Origin of the sequence: Pseudarthrobacter sp. NPDC080039 (assembly GCF_040702335.1) — a bacterium.
GTDB classification, from domain to species: domain Bacteria; phylum Actinomycetota; class Actinomycetes; order Actinomycetales; family Micrococcaceae; genus Arthrobacter; species Arthrobacter enclensis_A.
In genome coordinates this window covers 26227-51246 of sequence record NZ_JBFBKY010000026.1, presented here as the reverse complement: position 1 = coordinate 51246, position 25020 = coordinate 26227, and the positions used below count along the sequence as shown (strand labels likewise).

Genomic DNA, 25020 nt, shown 5'->3' with positions numbered 1-25020 from the left:
TGCCGCTCCTCCGGATCGAAGTTCGCGGCAGGCTGGCCGCCCACGCGGTCTGTTCCATTGTTCTGGAACGCCGCAGCCGTTGCGGTGTTCCCGGGGGCCGGTGCTGCCTCCGGGTGGCTGTCGTCGTTCGCTGCCTCTTCGGGTTCGTTCATTCCCGTGCTCATCAATTGCTCCCGTTCCTGTCGTCGTTATCTGCTTGCAGAAACCCTTTTCGGCACGCCGCAGAATATGTAGTCCGCGACAGCCCCTGCAATCCCTCCTTGGAGCCGGGGAGATCTGTATCGAGTGAAGCCAGCTGGGAATCGGCCTTCGCTGGCAGGATCAGGCGCCTCCGAGCGTGGTGAGGAGGGAAGTAAGGACTTTTTGTTCTGTCTCCTGGTTGGGGGTGCGTGACCGTACGGCGGAGAGGACGGGATCGATCTGCTTATCGATGTAAGTCCATGCCCCGCAGTCGGCGGCGTTGAGCGCAGATTGGTTCTTGTCCCAGGCTGTCTCGAGGTCGGTGGCACGCGCGGCAGCGGCGGCTTGGTCACCCTTTTGGACGAGGGCGAGGGTGTCGGAAGTGATGGTTCGGAACTCGGTGATGTTCGAGGACGGGAAGTGTGTTTGCGCCGCCCGTTGGGCCTCGGATGGGGTCAGCGCAGCGGAGCCGGGACCACAGCTGGGTGCGCTGGCTTTTTCGGCGAGAGCGCTCGTGTGCGGGAGGCTGCTGGTGTAAGCGAGGAGCGCGATGGTGGCGGCCGCGACTGCGGCGAGGATACCCAGAGCCGTCCGCTGCCGGGCGGGCGGCGCTGCCGGCGGCGTCTTCCCGGATGCGTGTTCGACGACGTCCGCTTTGCTGACCGAGAGATACACCACGGTGGCGAGGATCGCGGTGAGGAAGATGATGCTCGTCAGCAGGGTGCCAAGACCCACCCCGCCCTCGGCGGGTGTGAGCCCGAGCCAGTCGCCGATGTTCGCCCCCAGGGGGCGAGTTAGTATGTAAGCGACCCAGAAGGCGAGTACAGGGTTCGCGCCGAACCGCCAGAGCGCAGTGACGACCCCGATCAGGAGCAGGGGCAGCAGGATCGAGATGCCAGGGCCCCACCCGGTGAGCTCCAGAGTCCAGTCACCCAGGCCCGTCCCGAGGGCGAAGGTGACCAGAACGGCGAGCCAGTAAAAAGCTTCACGCGGCCTGGTGACAATGCTGTGGATGGAGAGGGTTCGTTCTTTACTGAACCAGATGGCAAAGACCACCGCGAGCAGCACCGAGAAAAGGCCCGTGCTGGCCCAGAGCGGCACACCCGCCTGGTCGATGAGGAGATCGGTGTAAAGGGTACCCGTGATGCTCATCGCCACGACCGTAAGCCAGTACGCACCCGGGACGTAGCGTCGAAGGCGCATCTGAACCGTGAGCACCACGGCCGTGACAACGGTGAAGATGAGTGCCGTGGGTGCGAGCCCGACGCCGAGTTCGACGTTGATGAAGTCAGCGAACGTCTCACCCACCGTCGTGCAGAGGACCTTGATAAGCCAGAACCAGACCGTGATCTCAGGGACCTTGCTCAACATCTGCCCGGTGGAGGGCGTGGATGTCATCTCTCGTGTACTCATGAACTGCACGCTTCCATTCGACGCTGTGGTGGAACTGCTCAACAGACGCAGCCGGGCGAATAATTCTTCATGACCTGCAAATAGCCCGGCACCCGCACTGCGCACCGGCTCCCGAGGCCCAACCTGATCGGGCCCTATATTGGTGTTGCTACGGGGCGTCGGGGGCGTCGACGGGATCGGTGGAGTCACCAGTCTGTTCGTTCGTTCCGGAATCACCGGGTGTCCCCGGCCCGTCCGCGGGATCTGGTGCCTCGGCGGCATCCGGGGCGTCCGCGACATCACCCGGTGTGGCTTCGTCTGCCGCCACCGATTGTGTGGTCACGGGTGCGGGAGGGGGCGTGGCGGCGTTCGCGGCCCCGAGGCCGACACCGGCCAGACCGAGAATGCCTGCACTTGCTAGGAGGATCTTTGTCCTGGTTTTGAGGTCTCTGACGCTCATGTCCATGTCCCTTTCGTGAACGGCTGCTACGGCGGGCCTCCCGGTGCGGGCGGTCATGGTTCACTGTGACGGAGAACCCTGAGAAGAACCTGATGGCTCAGCATCGCCGCGGAGGGAAGCACCCCCGTCCTGCGGGTTTCCCGGGCTCCCGCACTGGCGTCGGCCTGGGCAACCACTACGATGGCGGGCGGGGATAAACAGAAATCACGGCCATGCAGGCCTACGCCAGCAGCAGTTCACGCGGCGGCGTGGCCTTGTTCCGTCCACCGGGCGGTGCCTACTCCAACACCATGCGAAAAAGCGGCCGCCGACACCGGGCTCAAAGCCATAATCACCTGGGAAGCGACAGCCGGCGCAGGCCACATGGACTATCAGGTCGGCAATACGCTGCGCCCTAGGGACATCGTCCTATGCATTTCCGTCCCGAATTCGCCGCCGACCTGGCAGCGTTCCGGCAGGCCCAGGGTGCTGCCGGCCTTGAGGTTGCTCTCCTCGAAGACTTCCCCGGTGTGGCCTGAGTCCGGACCGGGCGCCCGGATGAACCTCGAGCCCGGCAGAACGGGGGCCACGGGGCCCTGGTTGTGTTGGTGAGGAGTCAGTGCCGGTAGGGTCGGAGTATGATCGAGGCTTCCGCCGTGTCGGCCCTGTCGTCCTACCATTGGCTTGGCATCCCGATCGCGGTGGCCGGGGCCGTTCTGCTGGCCTTCGGCACCATCTTTCAGCACAAGGCCGTCGATGACCAGGGCCCTGCACCAGGCCGGGCAGCCGGGAGTATGGGCGGGGGCCGGCTGCAGGCTCTGCTGCGCAAACCGGTCTGGCTCGCCGGGACAGGCATGCTCGGAGCAGCGATCCTCCTGCAGCTCACCAGCCTTAGATTCTCGCCCCTGATTGTGGTGCAGCCCATCGGTGCGGTGGCGCTCGTGGTTACGACCCTGGCGACCGCCAGAATGACCCGCCGCTCCCCGGGTCGGCGGGCACTGGCATCTGTGGCACTCTGTGTCGGCGGCGTGGGTGCGTTTGTGGCCGTCGCGGCCCTCTCTGCGCAGGATGTTGAAATCAGCGACCGGCATTTGGTCACCATCCTGGGACTGCTCGCTGTTATCCTTGCCGCACTCGGCACCGGCTTCGGTCTTTGGCGCCGCCGTTGGAGTGCTGTCGTGTTCACCGCCGGCGCCGGGATCCTCTTTGGGTTCGTCGCCGGGCTGGCGAAAACCGTCATCGCCCGGCTCTTCCAAGGAAACTTCGAATGGTTGTCCCTGACCTGCCTCGCCGGCCTGGGGGCTGCCGCGCTTTTTGGGACCTTCCTGGTCCAGAATGCCCACACCAGGGGAAGCCCGGAACTTGTTGTCGCCGGTCTGACCGTCATCGACCCGCTCATCGCTGTAACCTTGGGCATCACCGTCCTCGGAGAAGCCGACGCCGCCCCGCCGCAGGCATTTCTTGGCTTCGCCCTCGCCGGCGCGACAGCCGTCGCCGGAGTCATCCTCCTCGCTACCGTCAAAACAGGACCGGCCACCCCGGCCCGCGACTAACCCCGGCACTCTTGCTGCTGCCTTGATCGCCTCGCCGCAAAAGGCTGCGCTGACGTTCGGCCCGGGCCCGGCCGAACATTCCGATCCCGTGACACCCGCACGACATCTGCCCCGTTGCCAACCGCGGCACTCGCCGAACGCCATTCGGACCGCAGGACTTGCCGCGAACTCCCTCAGCTGCCGGCAGGAAGCGGTGCCTAGGCGGTTCGGCTGCGGGAACGGCCGGCAGCAGCCTTCGATGGTCTGCCCGTCCCCTGCCTTAGTTGGACCGGCGCCAGGCCCGGCCCAACTTGGTGTACTGTCCCGGCAGGTTGGCGACTCGGGGACGGATTTGACGCAATCGCCGCCTCGGCGGCCATAGTCATCGGCACTCGGACCGCTCACGCTCGGCGCTGGGGGTTACCGGGGAGACTTCGAAAGCCAAGATCTCAGCAGGCCTCCATGGCCGCCGTTCCGGCTTCTGCTGCCCGGCCATTCATCAATGGCAGATCCAATACCTGGTCCAGGACTGCAACCGATAGTAAGGTTGCTTATTATTGCTACCCGCTAGCGCGTTTTTAGAGGGATTGGACTCCGAGTTGGCTGATACACCACGCACAGGTGCTGGAGAGGGTTTCTCCGGGGAGCTGGACGATGACAGGTTTGTCGGCGGCCAGGACCTCACTCATTGGAACACAAGGGGCGGCCGGTTCCTGGCGGGTCTTTTCCATCGAGCGAGCCGTCGGCTCGGCCCGCACGGTGCTTTGATGCTGATATTGCTGCTGGGACTGGCCGTAGCGGCGGTACTCACTGCCGTGTTCGCGGCGGTGTATGAGTCGGTGGTCCAAACCGATGGTGTCGCGGTCCTGGACCGCCCGGCCCTGGATGCAGGCAAGTCCCTGCGCTCCCCTGCACTGGATTTGATCGTGACGGCCTACACGGACATCGGCGGCACCATTGGCATGCCCATTCTCGCCGTGATTGCCGTCCTGGTTCTGGCGCTGAAGAGGCGCTCGTGGACTCCCGTGATTCTTATCGTCACAGCAGGAGCCGGGTCATTGGCCATGACCGTGGCGGGCAAACAGTTCTTCGGCAGGGCCCGGCCAAACATTTCTGATGCCGTACCACCCTATGACTACTCCGCCTCCTTTCCCAGCGGTCACTCCCTCAATGCCCTGGTGATCGCCGGAATCGTGGCCTACCTGCTCATCCTGAGGCAAAGGACCAGACGGGCGAGAACATCGACCGTAGCTGCAGCCGCCGTCTTTGCCGTCACGATCGGGCTGAGCCGGGTGTACCTCGGCCACCATTGGCTCACCGACGTACTGGCCGCATGGGTTCTCGGGGCCGCCTGGCTCGCCCTGGTCATCACCGCCCACCGCCTCTACCTGACCAGCCGCGCCAAGCAAGCCCCGGTCCTGCGTTAAGCTGCGCCCCCGGCCCGGCGGGGAGTGACCAACCGCTCTGCGCTCCGATGACGAGCTACAATTAGAATTTTCATTAATTGCTTTTATTGGATTTTGTCGTTGCTGAACCGGGTTGGAGGACATTATGCATTTGTCCACACGAAGCCTCCCAACGATGACCGTCGCCGGAGCTGCGCTGCTGGTTGTTTTGAACGCAAGCGCTCCTGCCGGCGTCCACCAACAGCCCGCGCTCCCGCAAGCAGCCGCGACACCCACGCCCCTGGCATCGAAGACATCCGTGCGCATGCCAATGTCGGGGACAACGGGGTCACAAGACCACCTCAGGGTTGTTGTGATTGGAGACTCGCTGAGCACAGGGCTGGGGACGTCACCAAAACAGGCGTGGCCGAAACTCCTGCAGTCGGCACCGTTGCCTGACAAAAGATCGCTTAAGATCACGAATGCCGCTGAAAACGGAAGCGGGTATCTGGCCACTGGTGCCGACGGCGACACGTTCCGTATGGAAGTCGAGGCAGCAGTTACCCCTGCCACCGACGTGATCATGTTTTTTGGGTCCGACAACGACACCGGGGCAGACCCGGAGGAGCTCAAAGCGGCGGTCGCGTCGACCTTCGACGCCGCCTCCGCCCGGGCTCCCAAAGCCATTCTCGTCGCGATCGGTCCACTGTCCGGTAGCGAGGAAATGGATCAGGTACTGTCCGACGTGTGCAGCTCCGAAGCATCCGCGGCCGGGAATGTCGGGGTGAAGTTCATTGATCCCATAGCAGATCGTTGGCTGGGCGGCCGCGCCGACGTTCTGCTTGGACCGGACGGTGAGCATCCCAGTGCCAAGGGACAAAAGTTCCTCCGTGACAAAATGAGGCGGATACTTACCTCCGCCCTCGCCAGCTGAACAAGGCTCATAGGCTCCGGGATTTCCAAGCCGCAGCCTATAGGCTCCAGCTGTGTACTCGATTTCGTTGGTGAGCGGTCCGGTGCCGGTTGTGCTGCTGCTCTGCGGTGTAGGGGCGCTGATGTGGCTGATCTCGGGCTCCCGACGCCACGTCCTTCACACGGGGCCGGCCGTGCTCACCGTTACCGGGGCAGCGGTCGCGGCGGTCCGGATATCGACGGAGGGCGTGTGGAACATTTGGGGAGCACCACTGCCGGTGACGCTCTACGTGTGGGCGTGGCTGGCGGTCACAGGCGCGGTCCTGGCTGTCGGCAGAAGCAAGCGCACCCCCCGCGACCGACGCCGCGCAGGGCCTGTGGCCCGGGGCCGGGCACGAGGGCAGCTGGGAGCCGCAGCCGCCGGACTGGCATGTGTTCTTGCCGCAGCGTCCTTGACCAACCAGTATTTCGGGGAGTATCCAACCCTCGGGGCATTACTGGGACACCCCAAGGCGCCCATTAGCGCTTTGGAGGCTCCACAACCGGCCGGGCCGGCAACCGGGGCTTCCGCCGATCCAACCCCGTCACCCCCGGTGCGGGAGTCAACATGGACCCCACCTGCGGATATGCCGATGGCCGGCCGGGTAGTCTCGGCACAGATTCCGGGGGTGCTGAGCAAACTGCCGGCATCCGAAGCGTACCTGTACCTGCCGCCGGCCTACCAACTCCAGAACGCCCCGAATCTCCCGGTTCTGGTCCTGGTTCACGGGCTGCCGGGCGGCAGCAGGGACTGGGTCGCGTCAGGGCAGATCAACCTTGTGATGGACCAGTACGCTGCGGCCCACAAGGGTCTGGCACCCGTGGTGGTCATGCCGGACGCCAGCGGTAACCATGCCGGCGACCCTCCCCTGTGCCTCGACAGCAAACTAGGGAAATCCGCCACCTACCTCGCCGTGGACGTGCCCGCCTGGGTTAAGTCCTCGCTGGCCGCCGGACGCGGGGGCGCCCGTTCCTGGGCCATCGCGGGTTTCTCCTACGGCGGCACGTGCGCCCTTCAGCTGGGGGTCAATTATCCCGATACATACCCCACCTTTCTCGATATCTCCGGTGAGGACCAACCCACCATCAACGGCGGCAGGAGCGCTTTGGTGCAGAAATACTTTGACGGCGATGGTGCCGCCTTCGCCCGCCAGAACGCCGTCGACGTCTTGAAAAAAGGCCGGTTCCCCGGCTCGGCAGGCGTCGTCACCGTCGGTGCCGATGACTCCTTTTACCGTCCACAGGGAATCACCGTCTACAACGCGGCCAAAGCCACGGGGATGGACATCCAGCTGCAACAGGTCCCAGGCGGACACACATGGCAGGCCTGGAGCGCCGGCCTGCAAAACAACCTTGACTGGCTCATGCGAAGATACGGCACGGTGCCGTAAATGGCAGCGGCATCGAACGTTCCCCGACCGGTGCACGCCCTTCTCCAAGCCAATGCTGTGGTCGAGGGAGTCATGGATGTTTGTGACGCCCGAGGATGCGGCTCAGGAGTTGGAGTGTGTCCTTGAATGTGAGGGCAGGGATGTAGGCGCGTGTGAGCGCTTGGGCGATGCCGGGGAGGGCGGCTGAGTCAGGGTAGGCCATGAAGAGGGTCTGGTAGCGGGGGTGGAATTTGCCTTTAAAAGTCAGGAGGGACCGGAAACCGTAAACAGGTTCAAGGGCCGAGCCCAGAGCGTTCAGGATTCGCTCCAAGCCATTGGGCTCTGCACTGGTGGTGTCTTGGTCCGGGGCTCCGCTGGGCGGTGTCCTGGCCAACGGGGCGGCGGAGAGGCTGATGAACCGGAGTCCTTCCTCGCGCAGACTGCTCGCCGCCGACGCGATGAGGAACTCGATGGCGGGTCTGAACCCGTCACTTCGCCTCCTCATGACATCAAGGGTCCGGCCGGTGATGTGGCCGTGCCGGTAAACCGGCAGCCAGGACGTCACTGCGTGTACCCTGCCGCTGCCGTCAACCGCGATCAGGCACTGAACTTCGGGTCATTGAGTTCATCAAGTCCTCCAAGGGTGAAGCCCATTTCCGGCATGTTGCGCTCAGCGACCCACTCTTCCGAGACTTCCTGGATCTGGGACTGGATTCCGCGGGCAGCTGCTGGATAATTGATCCATTCCGCATGGATTCCTGCTTTGGCTGCCCTGTTCAATGCGGTGCGGATATCCTGGAACCTTTTTCCCTTGAAGGACAAATTCTCCAGGGGCAGGACGGTGTCCTGGCCAACCTCTGCAGCCTCCCAGCCAAGAGCTACGGCTTCGTCCCTGACGTCCTTTGGAACCGAGTAGAGGCACGGTGTCCACCCGTTGGCCCTGCAATACGCCGAAAATTCCGTGATCAGCCCGGTGGTCCGGGTCTTCGGGCCGACCGGGCCCCCTAAGGTCAGCGCCACCGAAGCGATGACGCGGTAAGCGATGAAGCTGTCCCCGGCGCTTGAAAACCAGTACGTGTTTCCGGACCACAGTGTCATCCATGAGATGGAGCTGCCCTCCGCTGCCTTCAAGATGGCCCGGGCTTTTGCTTTGTCATCCCCAGTGCGGGCGGGACGGCTGCTGAGGAAGGTTCGCAGCACCAGGGCACCGGTCACCGCCCAAAATACGATACCGATCCCTTCATAAAGGACGATGGCCGGGAATGTCTGGGGAAAAAATGCCGGCGGAACGTCGACCGCGAAACCCAGCGGGAGGAACCGGTCCGGGACATCGGCAAGCAGCGCCGCCGGGGTCGGAACCGGGCTGAAGTCCTGAGCCAGGGCCAGACCGGCGCCGACATAAACCACGGCCAAAGCGAAGGCGAGCCCCAGCAGTTGGGTGGTGAGCCGGGGATAGGTGCCGGGGGGAGCAGCCACCGGAAACAACCGCCTGCACGCAAACACAACCGACAGGAGCAGAAGCGGCATCAGCAACGGGACCACCAAAGACAGTGGATGGGCAGGAATACCGCCTGGAGGGTTCGCAGCGGCCACCTCGCCGGCTACGGAGTCCTGGCCTGTTGATTGAAGTACCTGGATCAGAACGAGAAGTGAAAGCGCCGACAGGCAGGACTGGAGAACCAGGACAGCTCCCCAAGCAAACCGCCGTCCACGTCGTAGCCCCTCGGCGAGGAGCAACAACAACACGGACGGGACAATGGCCATGAACAGGCCGCCCGCACCGGCCCTGAGCTGCAATCGGGCAGCCTCGCATTCCCTGCGCTGGCCCTCAGCGGTGCACAGATCCTGCACTGTCTGGGCATCAACGGGTTCGATGCCGGTGAACAGAAGGCGAAGCACGGACAGCGGGCCCATTGCGTGCGGGACCAGGCCGGCGATGACCGGCCCGACGGCGGACACCGCTACCAGCACGGCGATCAGGACTCTGCCCTCGTGGCGGCTGCTCACGAAGATTTGCCTCCGGGCCCGCCGACCCAAACACCAGGGTCCCAGCAGTGCCCCTGTCACCCCGGCTACCAGCCGGGCCAGATCGGCGAAGCCACCGCTGTACAGGGCGAGGAGGACCAACAAAGCGAAAATGCCCAGACGAAGGCGTCGCCTCCACAACGTCCCCATCGCTGCCGTACCGGCAGCAGCCACACCCCAGACCATCAGGCCCGGTCCTAAAAGATACATCCGAGCCATCAGCCATTCACCTGCAAGCGGGCGAATCAACTGCCAGAACGCCATCGTGGCCAGGACACCAGCGACCTGCGCCAACAATGCCACAGCCACCACTCTTGCGCTGCCCACGCGCCGTTCCACAGGCAACCCAACACCCAGAACCAACACCGTACCCAGCACATAACCGAACAGATCCGGAGCCCAGAAGGCCGACGACATCACCGTCCACCACCGACCCTGAACGGTGTGCACGGTCACCGCCACGCTCGAATCCCACCCAGCTGCAACCCTGGAGCCAGCGGACCAAAATGTCAGCCCCAGCAGCCAAAAGAGGACAACAAATCCCACGGTCACCGGAGCACCCCGGAGCGTCGAAAGGACCCGTCCCCCCAGACGCCGACGGCCGCCATCCACCGAGCCGGACCCCGGAAGCAAACGTGACAAAAGACTTCCCTTCACGAACTTCACAACTCAGGGCGCATGCCGGTCCTCAAAATACCACCTGCACCCCCGGCGCGGCCCCCGGCCCCTCAGCGCGAGTGCGGGGAGTCTGGCATCGGGCCAGTGAATGCTGGCAGGCCACGCCGCCGCAGCCCAGCCTGACAGCCACGGAGGATCACAGGTTCTTGCTGAGCTGACGCCATGCATCCGGGTTACGGCCCAGCCTCCCCTTGCAAGTCCCTTCACCCGCGGCGATGTTGCCAGCGAGTCCCGCTAGACTGTGCCAGCCCCACCCCGGAGGTGAAACATGCCGGGCGATAAGCGAAGGCGGACCGATGAACAATCCACTCCCAACCTGGCCCCGGACGACCGCGCGAGACAGCACTCCGCCCCTCGGCCCCCCACCAGCGCGTCCGAAAGTCACCAGCTATCCGGTCCCGAGCACTTCGGCACCCATACCCCCGGAGCAAAACCTTCAGCCCTTGTCCGCCTCCGCGCAGACCAATGCCCAACCCCCCGAACCGGAGCCACCCTCAGGCAAGCGGCGACAACGCACGTGGCACAGGAATCTGCTTCTAGCCCTGGTCGGCCCCCTGGTCCTGATTCAAATCCTCGCCTTCATGTTCGCGATAGGTATCACCCCGACCCGAACCGCATACATGCTCGAAGCCGGGGAACCTACCGTCTACCAATTCGTCTCGATCAACCACATCAGCCGGCACCTGCTCGCCGCAACGATCGCCCACGAGGACGAACAACTCGGCATCCGTAAGGGCGCCTTCGACCTGACGGACTTCCAAGCCAGAGCACAGGCGTATTTCCAAGGACAGCCCGACCCCAGCGGTTCCACCATCCCGCAGCAACTCGTCAAGAACATTTTCCTCTGGGACGACCAGAGCGCCGTCCGTAAAGGGATTGAGGCCGTTCTGGCCACACAGTTCAGCTACACCTTGAGCGCCCCGCGGACCCTCGAGCTATACCTGAACTATGCCCAGTTCGGGCCTCATCTCTACGGAATCTGCGCCGCGAGCTGGTACTACTTCGGAACACCGCCGTGGAACATGACCGACTACCAGTCGGCCCAGCTGATGGGCGTCCTGCCGCTGCCAGACCTCGTCAGGCGCGATCCCAACGGAGGGATCTACCTCGGCAACGGAGTTCACCCCGCCGTCTGGAATCTCGTGAATGGAGCCGCGAACGTGTGGGTTCCCCGGCAGCTCGCCGGGATGGGCGGATGGGAGGCCACCGTCGCCACAGTCGGGATCACCGACACCGCCGACAGCCACGGAGATGAAAGGTCCGGCGCCGACGCATGCTCAACGATGCCCCAAAGCGTCCGAGACCGCATCAACAACGAAGCCGGCTAACACCACCCACCTACGAACATAACGGTGCCCCGGCAAACAGAGTCCGTCCGCAGCAGCGAAACAGATCTCCGTTCAAAGCTCCCGAGAACATCCCCACCGCTGCTTTCTGCGGACCCGCCAGACGTGGCTGCCTCGTCAGGGTCGGGATCCCCGAGACCGTCCTCAAGAATGCTGGGGAACACACTTCAAACACGCTCTGTCTGTCCGGGACCGCCAAGCAGTTCGCCGCCCCATTGCGGTGGAAACGTCGATTTAGTGTGGTTCGACTTGGAGCAAGCACGACAGAACGGGCTGAAGATTCCGCCCCCGACACGGCGTTCTCGAACGAGAGGGTGGTTTGAACTACACCCCAACCTGACGTGAGGGCAGCTGACAAGGGAGAACTCGCCTCCCGGTGCAGTCCGCTTTTGTTCCCAGATACCTACCCGCCGGCAGGAGGTGACATCACCGGCCCCTGCACGAAACGCATTCCATCAGGCCCTCGTTTATCGGTCTATTCGGGCGATTCTCACCCTTACGCGCCTCGGTCTTCTGGCCCCCCACTGTCAGAGTGGCGTCTGAGAACATCATGAGCCAGTGTCAATTAACCGGGCTGTCGCCGCTATTCTGACGCAAACGTTGAACGCCGCATCTGATAGCACGTACCGGATGAGGAGAGCCCTCCGGCCGCCCGAAAACAGCCCGCGCTGCTCCACTCTCAGTAGCAACACCGGCTTCTGGTTCACGTCGTTGTGCTAGCCGACGACCCGGCTACCGCCGATACCGCCACAAGGGAGTACATAGGTAGCCTCGTTGAGTCGGACAGCTATGACTTGGTTTCATTTGGATGGCTCGTATGGACCTGTTCCAAGTAAACAGTCTGGCCCACGACGTAGAACCAGATGCGTGCATCACCTTTCAGGGTGGGCTTGTGCTGCCACCTGTCGTGAGTAACACCGTCTCGTGTTAGGCGGCCCAGCTCACCACGCAGTCGGTAGTTGGTCGGTGTCGTCAGTTGCGGCGTCCGCGTCAGGAAGTCCCACGAATCCACCAAGGCGTTCCTGGTCGTGGCTTTCAGATCCGTCCAGCCGCGTTTAGCCTGCACAGAGGCGAACCGAAGCTCATAGTCGCTCTTCTTAGTCGGTCTCTCGACCTTTTCGTTCTTCGCCATTCCTCAGGGACGCTCGACAGTTTCGGCGTCATCAAGCCATTCGGTGGCTTCCTTGCCGAGCCCGGCGGCGATGGCAATTGCCGTCTCACGCCAGGCACTGAGTTCCGCGACGGCCAGATGGGGCTGGTTGGTGGCAAAAGAGGCCCGCGCCGCAGCCACGATGTCTGCGGAGCAGGCATCGCGGTCTGCCTCGCTCAAGGCAAGCATCCAAGGAAACCGATCACTCATCCGGGTCGCAAGACTTCCCTCGGTACTGGTGGTAACGGCTATCAGCTGCGCGGCCAGTTCAAGCAGAGAAGCCCGCGCCCGGTCAGCGCTCTCAGACATCAGCACCAAAGACTCACCGTCGCGGCGAGTGATCTGAATCGGGTGATCGGATGCAGCAGCAAAGGCCTCAGCCGAAGCGCGGCTTAGCTCGGAAGACTGAAATGTCGTTCGGGAAGTGGCTACGGCGCTCATGACTCAACTCTACTTCAGATCATGTTCTGAAGTCCATCAAGGATAGCCCGCGTAATCCCCGGTCATTTGCATCGACGTGCCCGCACGTAGTTGCGGACCATGGCCGCCCCGGCCTCGGAGGCAGGGCGCCAATCCGATGGGGGTGCGGCGTCGAATTGTTGTTGAGGTCCCCGTCCGGGGCCTGACACTAGCGGCCCTGGTTTTTGATCCTGCCAAGGGCCCCGCTCTGAAAGGTTCATGCGTCATGCGCACTTCCCCTAACCGATTAATTGCCACCATTTTCGGTACCGTTTACCTGCTCGTCGGTCTTCTCGGTTTCGCGGTCACCTCCGGCGTTGGATTTTTCGCGACCGAAGGACCCCTCCTGATTATTTTTGCCGTGAACCCTTTGCACAACGTCATTCACCTTGCCATCGGCGCTGCGTTGCTGCTCGCGGGGCTGAAGTCCGTTCCGGCGGCACGTTCGGTGAACACGGCGGTAGGCGCCGTGTACCTGTTGGTCGGGATTGTGGGACTGTTCCTGCTTAACACGTCCTTGAATATCATCGCCCTTAACGGCGCGGACAACGTACTGCACCTGGCCAGCGCGGTCCTGCTGCTCGGTGTCGGCTTGTCCCAGGACAAGGCCCTCGCCCCACGGACCGCTGCGGGAGTGCGCTGAGCATGAGCTCCGCTGCCCCGGCGGGGAAGCTGTTACCCGTCAATAAGCTGGTGGTCCCGGTGCGCGCCCCGGTCCTAGCTGAGGCTGTGAGTATCCTCGCGGCATTTGCCGGCCTTGGTGCCGGGACCATCAGTTTCGGCATCAGCTCCTCCCTGCTCAGCGCGGCCGGAACCCCTTGGACAATTGCCGGCGGCACAGTAACGCTCCTTTGGGGCATTGGTTTGTCGGTTTGGGCTGTGCAAAGTCTCCGCCGTGGCTCCCCCATTCGGATCAGGGCGGTTCTGCGTGTGGTGCCGGTCGCGGTCTTCCTGCACCTGGCCGCGATCGTCAATGGCCTCTGGGGGCCCAACCAATCCCCCCGTTCCCTTGACGGGTCTGCTCTATCCGCCGCAGCCCTGGAACTCTTGATCCTCGCTTCCGTGGGCTGGCTGGCCCGCCAGCCCACCTCCCGGCCCAGCCAGGCACCGGTTCAACCGTCCGCCGGAGCGCTGCTGGCGGCGATCTTCGCTGCTGCTCTTATTGTCGCGGCGATCACTACCCCCGGGTTGGCAGCAACCGCCGCCGGTAACCACGCTGTGCCGCACGGGGAACACACGAGCCCTCACCTCAGCCCACCGACAGGGCACCACCACTAGTGGCGGCCGCCGCCTTCGGTCCCAGGGCCCTGCGTGAAACTGCGCCGTCAGCAAGAGGAGCAGCACGTGCCAACCCGGTCCACCGGGTTTCCAGGAGCCGGAAACTCCCCGAAACCGAACCGGGCATTTGTGCTGACAGCATGGACCGCACGCTGCGTCCGGGAAGCAAACCATGATCCCTGATGACAGCCCGGAAGCACTTACCGAAGACATCACCTATGACCTGGTCAGCGGCGGGGTTCTGGACCTCGCCGAGCTGTATGCCGCGGATTGCCTGGGCAGACAGGCTGAGCAGGCATTGGAACACTTTCTTCGATCCGGCCCCGAGCCGGCACGACAGCAATTTTTTCTCCGCGTGGCACAAACACATGAAGCGCTGGCGCTCACGTACGGGTCGCTGAACGCCGAACCCACCACCGACTTATTGCCCAGGATCCTGGCTCAGCTACCGGCCCCACCGCCCAAGACCAAACGCAAACCTTTCCGCTGCCTCAGCCCTGCTGACGCTGCCCAACAAGCCCAAGACCGGAATCCGCACCATTACACGCAAGATCAACACGACGACGGCGAGAGATCGCTCACCCCGGTGATCCACCGGCACGATGACTGCCCGGCCTGGGAATCCACAGGTCCACGAAAATTCCCTGGCTCTAACCCATCCGCATCCTGGCCCCGGCCGAATAGTCATTGAGGCACCAGCCAAGGGCAGGTGCCGATGGACCATACGCAAACAAGGCTCATCATCGTCCCCCTCAGCACCATGCCACCTCCAGGAGAACTAAAATGCAGACAATCAAGCGCACCACCTTTACGATCGCAGGCGTTGCTGCCGCCGCCCTGCTCAGCCTGACCGCCTGCGGCGGCTCCGGCAGCACCTCGGGATCCTCGGCGTCGTCTGCGCCGATGTCATCCTCCCCCAGCTCAAGCATGGCGTCCCCGTCCGCCAAAGCCTCGGCCACCGCCTCCACAGGAACCATGGCCCCGGCCGCCAACCTGGTGGGCCCCGGCTGCGCGGCCTACGCCAAGCAGGTTCCCACCGGTGCGGGCTCGGTGGAAGGCATGGCGCTGGATCCGGTGGCTGTGGCAGCCTCCAACAACCCGATCCTGACCACGCTCACCGCCGCCGTCTCCGGCAAGCTGAACCCCAAGGTCAACCTGGTGGACACCCTCAACGGCGGCGAATTCACCGTCTTCGCCCCGGTGGACGACGCCTTCAAGAAGATCGACCCGGCCACCATTGACACCCTGAAGAAAGACGATGCCCTGCTGAGCAAGATCCTGACCTACCACGTAGTCCCGGGCCAGATCACCCCGGATAAGATCGCCGGCACGCACGCGACGGTCCAGGGCGGCTCCGTGACCGTCACCGGCAGCGGCGACAACCTCAAGGTCGACAACGCCAACGTCATCTGCGGAGGCGTCAAGACCAAGAACGCCACCGTTTACCTGATTGACTCCGTACTCATGCCCAAGTAATACAGGCCTGTAGAGACCGCCTGTGACCTAAAAGACATCTGCTGGGCCTAGGCAAACGAGTAAGGCCGTGAGGGCCTGAGCACGGTACCCCACCGGGCTCAGGCCCTCACGGCCTTGCAATGAAACCTTCGCCACTATGACGGGCGGTTGTAAGGGTCCAGAGCCTTCAGAAGCCAAACCGCCCGTAAGCCAGACCCGCGCGCTACCTCATCCAGCGGTCACCCATGTTGTAACTTGCAGCAAATGCAGGCGAAACCGAATAGACGCGCGTTAGATTTCCCGCTCGTGGGCTCGTTAATCAAGATCGATTGCCGGGTCCTTCGCTGCCCACGCGGTCAATCCGGACTACCCGCCGCTCCGAACCACCACCATGACAAAGCTTCGGAACCGCTTGACCGGCCCCTCCGCCCTGGCCGCCCTGGCAGGTGTGGTGGCAGCCGCCGTCGTACTTGCCGTTGCGGAGCTGCTCGGCGCCTTCTTCACCGCCAGGGCAACCCCGTTGTTCGCCCTGGGGTCCACCTTCATCGACTTCACGCCGCCGCGGCTGAAGGACTTCGCGATCGCCACTTTCGGCACCAACGACAAGACTGCCCTGTTCGTGGGCATGGGACTGACCGTCGCGCTGCTCGCCTGCATCCTGGGCATCGTGGCCTACCGGAAATGGGCGCTGGGCGTCCTGGGCGTCCTGTTCATGGGCGCGGTGATCGTTGCCTGTGTCGTGACGCGTGCCGGCGTGAGCGGAGTGGACGCCATACCGTCCGTGCTGGGGACGGTCGCGGGCCTGGTGGTCCTCCGCCTGCTGATGGCACCCCTCTGGCGGCTGAAGGAAAGCAAGCCCTGGCCGGAAACTCCCGCGGACCGGGCAGCCGACGCCGATGCCCGGCTGGGGCACGAAGGCGCCAGCCGTCGTCGTTTCTTCGCTGCGGCGGGGATCACCGCGGTGGCAGCCGGCATCGCCGCCACGGGCGGACGGTTGCTGGGAGCGGCGCGCAACAACGTGGCAAAGGCCCGGGACGCGCTCACGCTGCCTGCCCCGGCCAAAGCCGCAGCCGCGGTTCCCGCCGGCGTGCAGTCCCCCGTCCCCGGGGTCACGCCCTGGTTGACGGACAACGCCGACTTCTACCGGATCGACACCGCCCTGAGCGTCCCGGAAATCAACGTCAACGACTGGGAACTGCGGGTGCACGGTCTGGTGGAGCAGGAGGTCACCCTCACGTTCCAGGACCTGCTGGACGCCAGCCTGATCGAATCGCACGTCACGCTCACCTGCGTCTCCAACCCCGTGGGCGGCAACCTCGCCGGGAATGCCAAGTGGCTGGGCCTGCCCATCCGCGACGTCCTGGCCCGGGCGAAACCCAAGGAGGGGGCGGACATGGTGCTCTCCAAGTCCATCGACGGCTTCAGCGCCTCCACTCCCCTGGAGGTCCTGCAGGACGGGCGCGACGCCATGCTGGCCATCGGCATGAACGGCGAACCGCTACCCCTCGAGCACGGCTACCCGGTACGGATGGTGGTCCCGGGGCTCTACGGGTTCGTCTCCGCCACGAAATGGGTGGTGGACCTGGAGGTCACCCGGTTCGCGGACAACAAGGCATACTGGACCGAGCGTGGCTGGTCCGAACGCGGCCCCATCAAGACAATGGCGCGCGTGGAGGTTCCCAAGTCCTTCGCCAAGGTTCCGGCAGGAAAAGTCGCCGTTGGCGGTACTGCCTGGGCCCAGACCCGGGGAATCACCAAGGTTGAAATCCAGATCGACAACGGCGAATGGACCGAGACGGTCCTCTCCACGGAAGCCTCCAGTATCACGTGGCGGCAATGGTCCTTCGAATGGGATGCCACGCCGGGCCCGCACTACATCAAGGTCCGCGCCACCGACGGTACAGGGCAAGTGCAGACGGACCAGCGCGCAGATCCCGTCCCTGACGGTGCGTCAGGCTGGCAGTCCGTGATGGTCACCATTCAGTAACGCGGCGGGGGACCAGGCCTTCGATCGCGCCGACACTAAAAACGGCCTACTGCTGTTCAAAGATGCCTGCCGCCAGTGGTCAAACCACCGCCGGGAACGGTCAGTCAGTTTTACCGTCTGCAATCAGCTCAAAGTTGCCGCTGACACCGAAGAAATGGGTGCGAGCCTAGGGGCTGGTTTGCGTCCGCGGCACGACCTCGACGACGAACTCGCTCCCAGCGTCCCGGAAGCCCACTCCCCGTGATCTGTGAGTAGAGCTGCATTTGTGCATAGAGCCGAGCCGGCGCTGGGGCAGGCTGAAGGCAGCGAAGCAGGGGGAACGTCGAAAACCCCGACCCTCAGACAGCAACCCGGCGTCACGTTGCAGAAGCGCCGGGCACACCCCTCGTCCCCCATGGCCACCCACCGGCGTCCGGCGGATCGCAGGTGCTATGCCGAGGAGTTCTGCAATTGACAGCGGCTTTATGGTCGGAAGAAGCCAGGATGCTGGCGGCGGATGTCCTGTTGCTAGTTCAGGGGTGGGGTGTCGGCGGGAATCACACCGGTGCCGTAGAGGTCGGTGGCGACGTCGCGGAGTGCGCGCAGGGCGACTCGCTGGGTGAAGGGGCCGTAGGAGACCCGGGCGACGCCGAGTTCCTGCAGGTCTGCTGCGGGCAGGGCGCCGGGTGCGCCGATCACTGACAGCTTTCCGCGCCCGAGTCCTTCCACGAGCGGCTCGATGACGTCGCGGGTGAGTGCTCCCGGGACGAAGACCAGCGCGGCGCCGGCGTCCAGGAACGCGCGCCCCCGGGTGATGGCGTCATTGATGCTGTCCTTGACGGGACGGTCGCCGGCCCGCACGATCGCGTCCGTCCGGGCGTTGAGCTGAAAGTCGATGCCTTCATCGTTCGCGGCAGCCATGATGGCGTGCACCCGGGCCACTGCTTCATCGAAGGGCCGAAGCCGGTCTTCAACGTTGGCACCCACGACGCCGAGCCCTATGGCTTTGCGGATCGTTTCGCCAGGGTTGTCATAACCATCATCGAGGTCGGCCGTAACGGGAAGATCGACGGCGTCCACGATTGTTTTGATCCCGGCCAGCGCGGTCTCCAGGGGCATTGTGCCGTCGGCGTAGCCGTAGGTAGCGGCGATGGAGTGGCCGGCGGTGGCAATCGCTTTTGTCTCCGGCAGGGCCGCGACCGTTGCTGCGCTGATCGCATCCCATACGTTGACCACCCGCAGGATCTCAGGGGCCTCGTGAAGTGCTTTCAACTGCTGGGCGCGCTCTGAAGTGTTCGTATCGGTCATTCTTCTTCTCCGAACTATCAGTCATTTGGTAGGGAATCTGGTGGATGTCGTTAACCTCCCCCGAGCGGGGGAGGAGTATGCCGTGCGGCAGATTTGTGTCGTCCACATTCCCGGCTGAACAGGGGTGCCGGGGTCGGCGGTGTTCCGGTCGGGGGACAGGCAGGAGGTCTTTTCTGCGGCTGTGGTTTGAGCCCTGTTGGTTAAGGCGCTGCGTTAGCGCGCCGATGGAGAACGAGTGCAGTGGCCGCGAGGACGCTCGCGAGGCCCTGGGCGAGGGCGGTGAGGGTTTTGTCGAAGAACCAGATGGGTTCGTACATGGCGGGGAAGGGCCCGAACGCGGGAACGTCGATGTAGCGGTAGAGGAGCAGGACGGCGAGGCCTCCACCGGCGGTGAGGATGGCCAGGGCCCAGGCGGTCCGGCTGCCGCGGATCAGGACGTACAGCCCGACTGCCGCCGCAGCGGCGGCCTCGGCGAGGAAAAGGTTGCCCTCACCGAGCCCTTCGGGTGCGGCTGCCTGGTAGCCCGGGGCAAGGCGCGCGTGCACGACGGCGTCCACGCCCAGGGCCGTTGCGGTGAGGAGCCGCAGGGCCAGCTCTGCAGCACTGGCCCGGCCGGACCGGTTCAGGGGTTTGGTGTTCTCTGTGTTCCTGGCGGCGGGTCCGGGGCGTGGGTCCGGGCTCATTTGACGCTCAGCGTTCCGTGCATGTTGGAGTGGTAGGTGCAGTGGTAGGCGTAGGTGCCTGCTTTGGCGGGGGCGGTGAAGGTGGTGCTGGTCCCGGCTTTGACGATGACGTCGAAGGAGCCGTCGTCAGCGGTGACGGTATGCGCTTCGTTGTCCATGTTCATCACCGTCACCGTTGACCCGGCCGGGACACGGTCTGCGCCGGTGTAGGCGAAGGATTTGATGTGGATTGTCAGGTCGGCGCTCGTGCCCGTGGATCCACTGGAGGCTCCCATTGACGATGCCATCGGGGAAGCTCCCATTCCGGCGTCCATGGATCCGGACGAGGAAGCCATGGCGGTCGGGGACGCCGGTGATGAGCTGGAACCTCCCCCGGTGGTCGCGCAGGCGCTGGCGCCAATGACGGTTGCCGCTCCGATCAGGGCAAGGGCGAGACGTTGCGGGGTCTTTATCGTCTTCATGGGGTTCCCTTTCAGGGAGCTGACGGGCGCTCTTGGCAGGGGCAGCGGTTCCGGGTTTAGGCGGGGTGGCTGGAGGTCAGGTGGGCGTAGGCGACGGTGTTGTCCAGGTATTCCCGGGTGGCGGGGTTGTACCCGCCGCAGGTGATCAGGCGGACCTCTGGGCGGTCCGCGTTCTGGTAAACCTCCACTGTAGGGAAGGTGGCTTTGTGGTAGACGTCGACTTTGTCGACGGTGAAGACCGCTGCGATATGGTCCGCGCGGATAACGGTGATGGTTTGGCCTGGGGTGAGTTCGTGGAGCCGGTAGAACAGGCCGACGTCACTGGTGGTGGTGTTGACGTGGCCGAGGATGATCGCGGATCCTGTCTGGCCGGGGGTGGGTGAGTCCTGGTACCAGCCTCCGGGTGCGCCGGGGTCCCCGGAGGGGGTTTGGACTTCGCCGTTGGCTTGCTTGCCCACGGCGGTCAGGGCCGCATCCACGCCGATGGAGGGCACCTCGATCCGGACCGGCACGGAGGCGGGCAAGGCCGCGTCCGGTGCGGCAGGGACAGCTGCGGAAGGGACAGCGGCGGCATGCGGGAGGGGTGGGGCCGCTGTGGTGACTGGGTCGGTGGACGGTGCGGCGGCGGGGGCCGGTACGGAGGTGCTGCTGGCTGGGCCGGGTGTGGGTGGTTCGGCGTGGAGGCCAAGGGCGGTGGTGGTGATTCCGGCGGCCAGGAGCAGGGCGGACGCGATGGTGCGTCCGCGGCGGCTGCTGGTGTCAGTTCCCATCAGGTCCCTGTTTGTTTCCTGGTGCCTTTGATCAGGCTTTAGGCTGCGATCTTGCGGCGGAGGGCGTAGGCGCCGCCGGCTGCCAGGACGAGGCCGCCGCCGGCTGCGAGCAGGCCCAGGTCAGGTCCGGCCGGTGCGGGGGTGGTGATGCCGGTGCCGGGGGCTCCCGCGGGCATGGCCTTCAAGGTCCCGCACAGTGCCGGTGAGGTTGCGGCCAGGGGCAGGGAGGGGACCAGGTCGCTGGGTTCTTTCTGAGCTGCTGCGGGCAGGGTGGCGGGGTCCAGGCCGTGGACGACGACGACGCCGGTGCCGGCCTTCAGCGAATCAGCGGTCTTGGCGTCGAGGGTGATCGTCCGGGAGTAGGTGTAAGCCGCTCCGGACGGGGCGATGGCCAGGTCGGTGCCGGCTGCGGGGCTGGTGTCCCCGCTGGTGGACAGGGTCGCGCCGATCCCGCCGTAGAACGGGGCACCTTCGGTGGTGCTGATCACGCCGTCTTTGTTGGTGTCGGCGGACATGTCCGGGCAAGTGCCCTTCGCGCCGATGTGGATGTGCTGGACGTGGGGATAGGGCTTGCCGTTGAACGAGGCAGGGAGTCCGGAGACTTTCTCGGTGACGGTGGCCTGGTCACCGTTGACGGTGATCATCACCGTTCCGGTGGCGGAGCTGCCGTTGATCGCGGCGAGGTTCGCCTGGTACATCGTGTTGTCGGCGGCGAGAGCGGGGCTGGTGGAGAGTGCGAGGGCGCCCAGGGCAAGGACCGGGGCAATCAGGAAAGCTGATTTCTTCATGACTTGTTTCCTCCATTGATGATGAACGCTCCCCTGATGGGCACGCGCATAACTGTGACACTAACGGTTCGTTGTGCCCCACGTCACGGATTGGGCAAAGGTCAGGAAAGTCCATTCTCTGCCCTTGAAGCCTTTCACCTGCCCAAACACCCCCGGCTGGCACCTCGGCGGAAGGGGCGATGCTCGGGCGGGCTCAACTATTCGGACCAGCAGGCCAGGACCGTGGTGGCAACCTGGTACGCGAAAGCGGCGCGGGTGACCTGGTGTGGTCCCAGCGTGTCCGGCAGGGCCGCCCCGTCCACAGTCAACACAAAGTTGTCCTTGACGAAGACCGCGGACGCCGGTGTTTGGAAGGCCGGGAACCCCAGGTTCGCCAGCCCCTCGATCGGAGCAGCCCCAGCCGTGCTCCGCTGCAGATCCTGAAAATAGGCATGGGCGGCATCCGGACCCGTTGCTTCCTTGACCGAGAGCACGAGCGCACCGCCCGGCAAAGCGTAGGTGCAGGTATAGAGTTTGTCCGCCCAGGACGCTGCGGTGCCGGGAGAGGACGGGAGTGCCAGGATCCTGACGATATTGGCCCGGGTTTCCTCCCCGCACACCATCAACGCCTCCGCCGAGGGCCCACCGGCCGCGGCAACGGGAATATACAGGGGCACCGACGCCGATGGGGATGCAGCCACCGAAACAGCCGGACCTGGCGCAGGGGTGCCGGGACCGGCACCGCACCCGGCAAGAAGCGAGACCGCCGCAACAGCCATCACGAGCCCCCGGGACGTGGGAGTTCGTGACGGCGGACTTACGAGTCCCATGAAGCACACGCCCTTCCAAAAGGTAGTCCTGGCCGACACCTTACCGCCCCCGCCACCGGGCATTCGTCACCGGTGGCCTCCCGGACTGGCCCTGCACCACGTTCATGACTTCCGGTCCGTGCACGGCCGGACTTGACCCGTCGTCCAGGGTTACGGCCCATCCGTTGATCGTGTGATGACGAATCAGTGGCGAGAATCCCCGACCCGGGGAACCCTCTTCCAACCGGGCCGTCTGCTTCACACACTTTGCTGAGCTGAGTGCCCTGTTTTGAAAGGCTCCCCCATCATGCGCACATCCCCCAATAGGCTCCTCGCCACCGTGTTCGGCGCGGTCTACCTCCTGGTCGGACTTGCCGGTTTCGCCGTCACCTCCGGGATCAGGTTCTTCGCCACCGAAGGGGCGAACCTGATCATCTTCGCGGTAAACCCCTTTCACAGCGTCATCCACCTATGCTGAGTTTGCAAACAGCATCATCGATGGCCGGGGCAACGGATATTGCTGAGCGCTGCGCGGACATCCTGCCATTCGTAGCGGTCCGGAATTTCGGGCTTGCGCGGGTACAGGCTGCGGTCCTGCAACACGACGTCCACGTTCTGACAGATGCCGCTCCTAGGCTTTTGGAGCGCGCCGGGACCCTGCGTGGCACGCCAAGACCGCAGCCCACGACTTGACCCCCCGCTCCTTGAGGCGCTGAACGAAAGGGCCAATATCCACGTTTCAGAATGGCAGGGGTGAGAGGCTCCCCCACGGGCTTACGTCCATCTATGACGGCAGTCGGACGACCGGGTATACTGCGCGCCTCTCCAGTGCCTCCCAGGTGGCTCGCCGGATACACGCGCCGGCGGGGGCGCCGTGGCTCAACGCGTTCATTGCACGGCGGTGCTCCCCCGGCAGGGCCGATGCGGTGGTGGAATATCGAAACGCCACTCCCGTGGCACGTAGGGTCACCGTGGGTGTGGGTCACCCGTGTGTGCGGTGTATGTGTCCGTTGGCCGTCCGTCCGGCTGGTAGCCCGATAGGTGCTCGGCCCCGGTCAGGGCGGTGATCATCCGTTCCATGCGGGCCAATCCTGCGAAGCGACCAGCGCTGTCAGTAATGAGCAGGGGGTCGAAGCGGGCCGTCGGGGACCGAGTCATCGACCTCGTAAGGGCCTCTTTCAGGGGTGTGTCCAGATTTATCCGCATCCCGGCAATCGCTAGGCCATTGAGTGCGGTGTCGGGGCGAAGGACGGCCACGGGGCGTTGGTTGGCGTCGAGCAAGACCACGGACTGGAGCGACGGGTCAGCGGCGAACGTTTCGCCAACTGTCGCCGGGTCTGCAATTGTTACTGACGGTTCGGCGACGTCCCGGACGGTCAGTTCCCGCGGTGAGGGAAACTGACTCCGTCGTTTCCTTGCCAGCTGGCCAGCGACTCCCGGCGCCATGGGTGCCCATGGCGGTGCAGGGCGCCCCAAATGATAGCCCTGGGCCAGAGGGACACCGAGCGACACGAGGGCGTCCAACTCTTCGGCACGCTCCACCCCTTCGGCCAGTATCCACGCGTCGATCCGGTCCGCGAAGGCCCCCAGCATTCCGATCAGCGCCCGGCGGGCTTCATCGCGGTCAACACCCCGGACCAGGTCCCGGTCGATCTTGATCATTGCAGGACGAAGCGTCAGCAGGTGCCGCAACCCGGCGTACCCGGCCCCGGCGTCATCTACGGCGATGGAAGCTCCCGAGGCCCGTAACCGGTCCAGATCGGGTCTAAGCCCCTCATAGGATTCGATTGGGGTCTGCTCGGTCAGTTCGATGACGAGGCCGCCCAAACCCTTTTCACCGTCCCATACATCTCTCACAGGCCCGGAGGACAGCGTATCGGGGGAGATATTAAGGGTCAGAAAACAATTCCTCGGCAACTGCGGCCGAGCTTTCAATGCTGTCCGCAGCGCGACTGATTCCAGTTCCGCAGACCGGCCCAATGCCCTGGCCGTCCTGAACCAAACCTCCGGGTTGTGCTCGGAGAAGCCGGAAAATCGGGTTAAAGCCTCATAGCCTGCGACCGTAGCATGCCGGGTGTCTACAATGGGTTGGTACGCCGTGGACAGTCCTTCGCCCCTGCAGGCTGCGTCCAGCATCCGTTCCCACTCGGAAGGGCCGGACCCGACGGGCCTGAAGGGCGCCCCGGCCTCTGTCAAGGTCAGCCTACCGGCACGATGGCCTCGCGCACGGACCGGACGAGCGACGCGGGCAACTCAACCACTCCGTGGGAAGTAGCCGCATGGGCGGCCACGTTGACAACAATTTCATCCTCGGTGCTACACACCCAAGTAGCCTCGCACCCCGGTACCACGTCACCACAGGCGAATGACTTCATCGATGCCCCCTTTTCCACCAACGAATGCCACCATAACTCACTGGGCCCGTGCAATGGTAGGCCTCGTAACCCATGAGTAATGCACCCCGCACCCCGTAACGGCCCATGTCAAAATGCTTGCGAACGTGCCGCACGGGCCTCAACTATTGCCGCTCGCGTGGCCGATGCTTGCAGAGCCCCTGTCTTTACGTTCAACGGCGGCGTAGTAGCGGCTGTGCAGGGCTTGCCCGCTGACACCTCA

The 25020-nt window shown here is 64.4% G+C and carries 22 protein-coding genes and 2 pseudogenes; 11 read left to right on the top strand and 13 right to left on the bottom strand.

The genetic code is table 11. The features are described from left to right. Window positions 1–321: 321 nt before the first annotated feature. Window positions 322–1593 (bottom strand): hypothetical protein, encoded by a 1272-nt coding sequence (locus tag AB0313_RS19140; RefSeq protein ID WP_366307600.1) that lies wholly within the window; start codon window positions 1591–1593, stop codon window positions 322–324. Window positions 1594–1741: 148 nt separating this feature from the next. Next, a complete protein-coding gene (locus AB0313_RS19135) occupies window positions 1742–2032 on the bottom strand; it encodes a hypothetical protein (RefSeq protein WP_366307598.1) in 291 nt (96 codons plus the stop codon). Between the two features lie 617 nt (window positions 2033–2649). Between AB0313_RS19135 and AB0313_RS19130 the strand changes: the two genes are divergently transcribed. The 4 genes from AB0313_RS19130 to AB0313_RS19115 all read left to right on the top strand — a co-directional run bounded on the left by AB0313_RS19130 (window position 2650) and on the right by AB0313_RS19115 (window position 7270). Beyond that, window positions 2650–3564, top strand: a complete 915-nt coding sequence (locus AB0313_RS19130; protein WP_366307596.1) for a multidrug DMT transporter permease — start codon at window positions 2650–2652, stop codon at window positions 3562–3564. Window positions 3565–4310: 746 nt separating this feature from the next. After that, window positions 4311–4970, top strand: coding sequence for a phosphatase PAP2 family protein (locus AB0313_RS19125; protein ID WP_366307594.1), 660 nt, complete (start codon window positions 4311–4313; stop codon window positions 4968–4970). A 124-nt stretch (window positions 4971–5094) separates the two neighbouring features. After that, window positions 5095–5862, top strand: a complete 768-nt coding sequence (locus tag AB0313_RS19120) for an SGNH/GDSL hydrolase family protein (protein WP_366307592.1) — start codon at window positions 5095–5097, stop codon at window positions 5860–5862. 52 nt (window positions 5863–5914) lie between these two features. Next, window positions 5915–7270 carry an alpha/beta fold hydrolase gene (locus AB0313_RS19115; protein WP_366307590.1) on the top strand — a complete coding sequence of 452 codons (1356 nt, stop codon included), beginning with the start codon at window positions 5915–5917 and terminating at the stop codon, window positions 7268–7270. A 70-nt stretch (window positions 7271–7340) separates the two neighbouring features. Here the strand turns inward: AB0313_RS19115 and AB0313_RS19110 are convergent. Further along, window positions 7341–8347, bottom strand: a pseudogene (locus AB0313_RS19110) (DUF2156 domain-containing protein). Between the two features lie 2186 nt (window positions 8348–10533). Here AB0313_RS19110 and AB0313_RS19105 point away from each other — a divergent pair. Then, window positions 10534–11280, top strand: coding sequence for a biosynthetic peptidoglycan transglycosylase (locus AB0313_RS19105; RefSeq protein ID WP_366307588.1), 747 nt, complete (start codon window positions 10534–10536; stop codon window positions 11278–11280). Window positions 11281–12085: 805 nt separating this feature from the next. Here AB0313_RS19105 and AB0313_RS19100 read toward each other — a convergent pair. Together AB0313_RS19100 and AB0313_RS19095 are read right to left on the bottom strand one after the other, a co-directional pair. Further along, entirely contained in the window at window positions 12086–12430 is a 345-nt protein-coding gene (locus AB0313_RS19100) for a hypothetical protein (protein ID WP_366307586.1), read from the bottom strand. Between the two features lie 3 nt (window positions 12431–12433). Beyond that, window positions 12434–12889 carry a prevent-host-death protein gene (locus tag AB0313_RS19095; protein ID WP_366307584.1) on the bottom strand — a complete coding sequence of 152 codons (456 nt, stop codon included), beginning with the start codon at window positions 12887–12889 and terminating at the stop codon, window positions 12434–12436. A gap of 244 nt (window positions 12890–13133) precedes the next feature. Here AB0313_RS19095 and AB0313_RS19090 point away from each other — a divergent pair, with 244 nt between their 5' ends. The 5 genes from AB0313_RS19090 to AB0313_RS19070 all read left to right on the top strand — a co-directional run bounded on the left by AB0313_RS19090 (window position 13134) and on the right by AB0313_RS19070 (window position 17627). Continuing rightward, entirely contained in the window at window positions 13134–13550 is a 417-nt protein-coding gene (locus AB0313_RS19090) for a DUF4383 domain-containing protein (RefSeq protein ID WP_366307582.1), read from the top strand. Window positions 13551–13552: 2 nt separating this feature from the next. Next, window positions 13553–14185, top strand: a complete 633-nt coding sequence (locus AB0313_RS19085) for a hypothetical protein (protein ID WP_366307580.1) — start codon at window positions 13553–13555, stop codon at window positions 14183–14185. A gap of 172 nt (window positions 14186–14357) precedes the next feature. Next, on the top strand, window positions 14358–14876 hold the full coding sequence (locus AB0313_RS19080; protein WP_366307578.1) for a hypothetical protein: 519 nt from the start codon (window positions 14358–14360) through the stop codon (window positions 14874–14876). 92 nt (window positions 14877–14968) lie between these two features. Next, the gene (locus AB0313_RS19075; protein ID WP_366307576.1) at window positions 14969–15661 is read left to right on the top strand and encodes a fasciclin domain-containing protein; all 693 of its coding nucleotides are present in this window, start codon (window positions 14969–14971) and stop codon (window positions 15659–15661) included. A 370-nt stretch (window positions 15662–16031) separates the two neighbouring features. Further along, a complete protein-coding gene (locus AB0313_RS19070; RefSeq protein WP_366307574.1) occupies window positions 16032–17627 on the top strand; it encodes a molybdopterin-dependent oxidoreductase in 1596 nt (531 codons plus the stop codon). Window positions 17628–18134: 507 nt separating this feature from the next. Here AB0313_RS19070 and AB0313_RS19065 read toward each other — a convergent pair. The 6 genes from AB0313_RS19065 to AB0313_RS19040 all read right to left on the bottom strand — a co-directional run bounded on the left by AB0313_RS19065 (window position 18135) and on the right by AB0313_RS19040 (window position 22425). Beyond that, window positions 18135–18914 carry an isocitrate lyase/phosphoenolpyruvate mutase family protein gene (locus tag AB0313_RS19065; RefSeq protein WP_366307572.1) on the bottom strand — a complete coding sequence of 260 codons (780 nt, stop codon included), beginning with the start codon at window positions 18912–18914 and terminating at the stop codon, window positions 18135–18137. Between the two features lie 200 nt (window positions 18915–19114). Further along, entirely contained in the window at window positions 19115–19597 is a 483-nt protein-coding gene (locus AB0313_RS19060; RefSeq protein WP_366307570.1) for a hypothetical protein, read from the bottom strand. Continuing rightward, on the bottom strand, window positions 19594–20058 hold the full coding sequence (locus AB0313_RS19055; RefSeq protein ID WP_366307568.1) for a cupredoxin domain-containing protein: 465 nt from the start codon (window positions 20056–20058) through the stop codon (window positions 19594–19596). Before AB0313_RS19055 ends, AB0313_RS19060 begins: the two co-directional genes overlap by 4 nt. A gap of 56 nt (window positions 20059–20114) precedes the next feature. Next, window positions 20115–20828, bottom strand: coding sequence for a class F sortase (locus tag AB0313_RS19050; protein ID WP_366307566.1), 714 nt, complete (start codon window positions 20826–20828; stop codon window positions 20115–20117). Between the two features lie 38 nt (window positions 20829–20866). After that, window positions 20867–21616, bottom strand: a complete 750-nt coding sequence (locus tag AB0313_RS19045; RefSeq protein ID WP_366307564.1) for a hypothetical protein — start codon at window positions 21614–21616, stop codon at window positions 20867–20869. 197 nt (window positions 21617–21813) lie between these two features. After that, window positions 21814–22425: a hypothetical protein gene (locus AB0313_RS19040; RefSeq protein ID WP_366307562.1), complete on the bottom strand. Its 612-nt coding sequence runs from the start codon at window positions 22423–22425 to the stop codon at window positions 21814–21816. Window positions 22426–22711: 286 nt separating this feature from the next. Between AB0313_RS19040 and AB0313_RS19035 the strand changes: the two are divergent. Then, window positions 22712–22876: pseudogene (locus AB0313_RS19035) on the top strand (DUF4383 domain-containing protein); the annotation flags it as partial. 494 nt (window positions 22877–23370) lie between these two features. Here AB0313_RS19035 and AB0313_RS19030 read toward each other — a convergent pair. Both AB0313_RS19030 and AB0313_RS19025 read right to left on the bottom strand, forming a co-directional pair. After that, a complete protein-coding gene (locus tag AB0313_RS19030; protein ID WP_366307604.1) occupies window positions 23371–24540 on the bottom strand; it encodes an EAL domain-containing protein in 1170 nt (389 codons plus the stop codon). A 62-nt stretch (window positions 24541–24602) separates the two neighbouring features. Further along, window positions 24603–24779, bottom strand: coding sequence for a DUF1059 domain-containing protein (locus AB0313_RS19025; RefSeq protein WP_366307560.1), 177 nt, complete (start codon window positions 24777–24779; stop codon window positions 24603–24605). Between the last annotated feature and the right edge of the window lie 241 nt (window positions 24780–25020).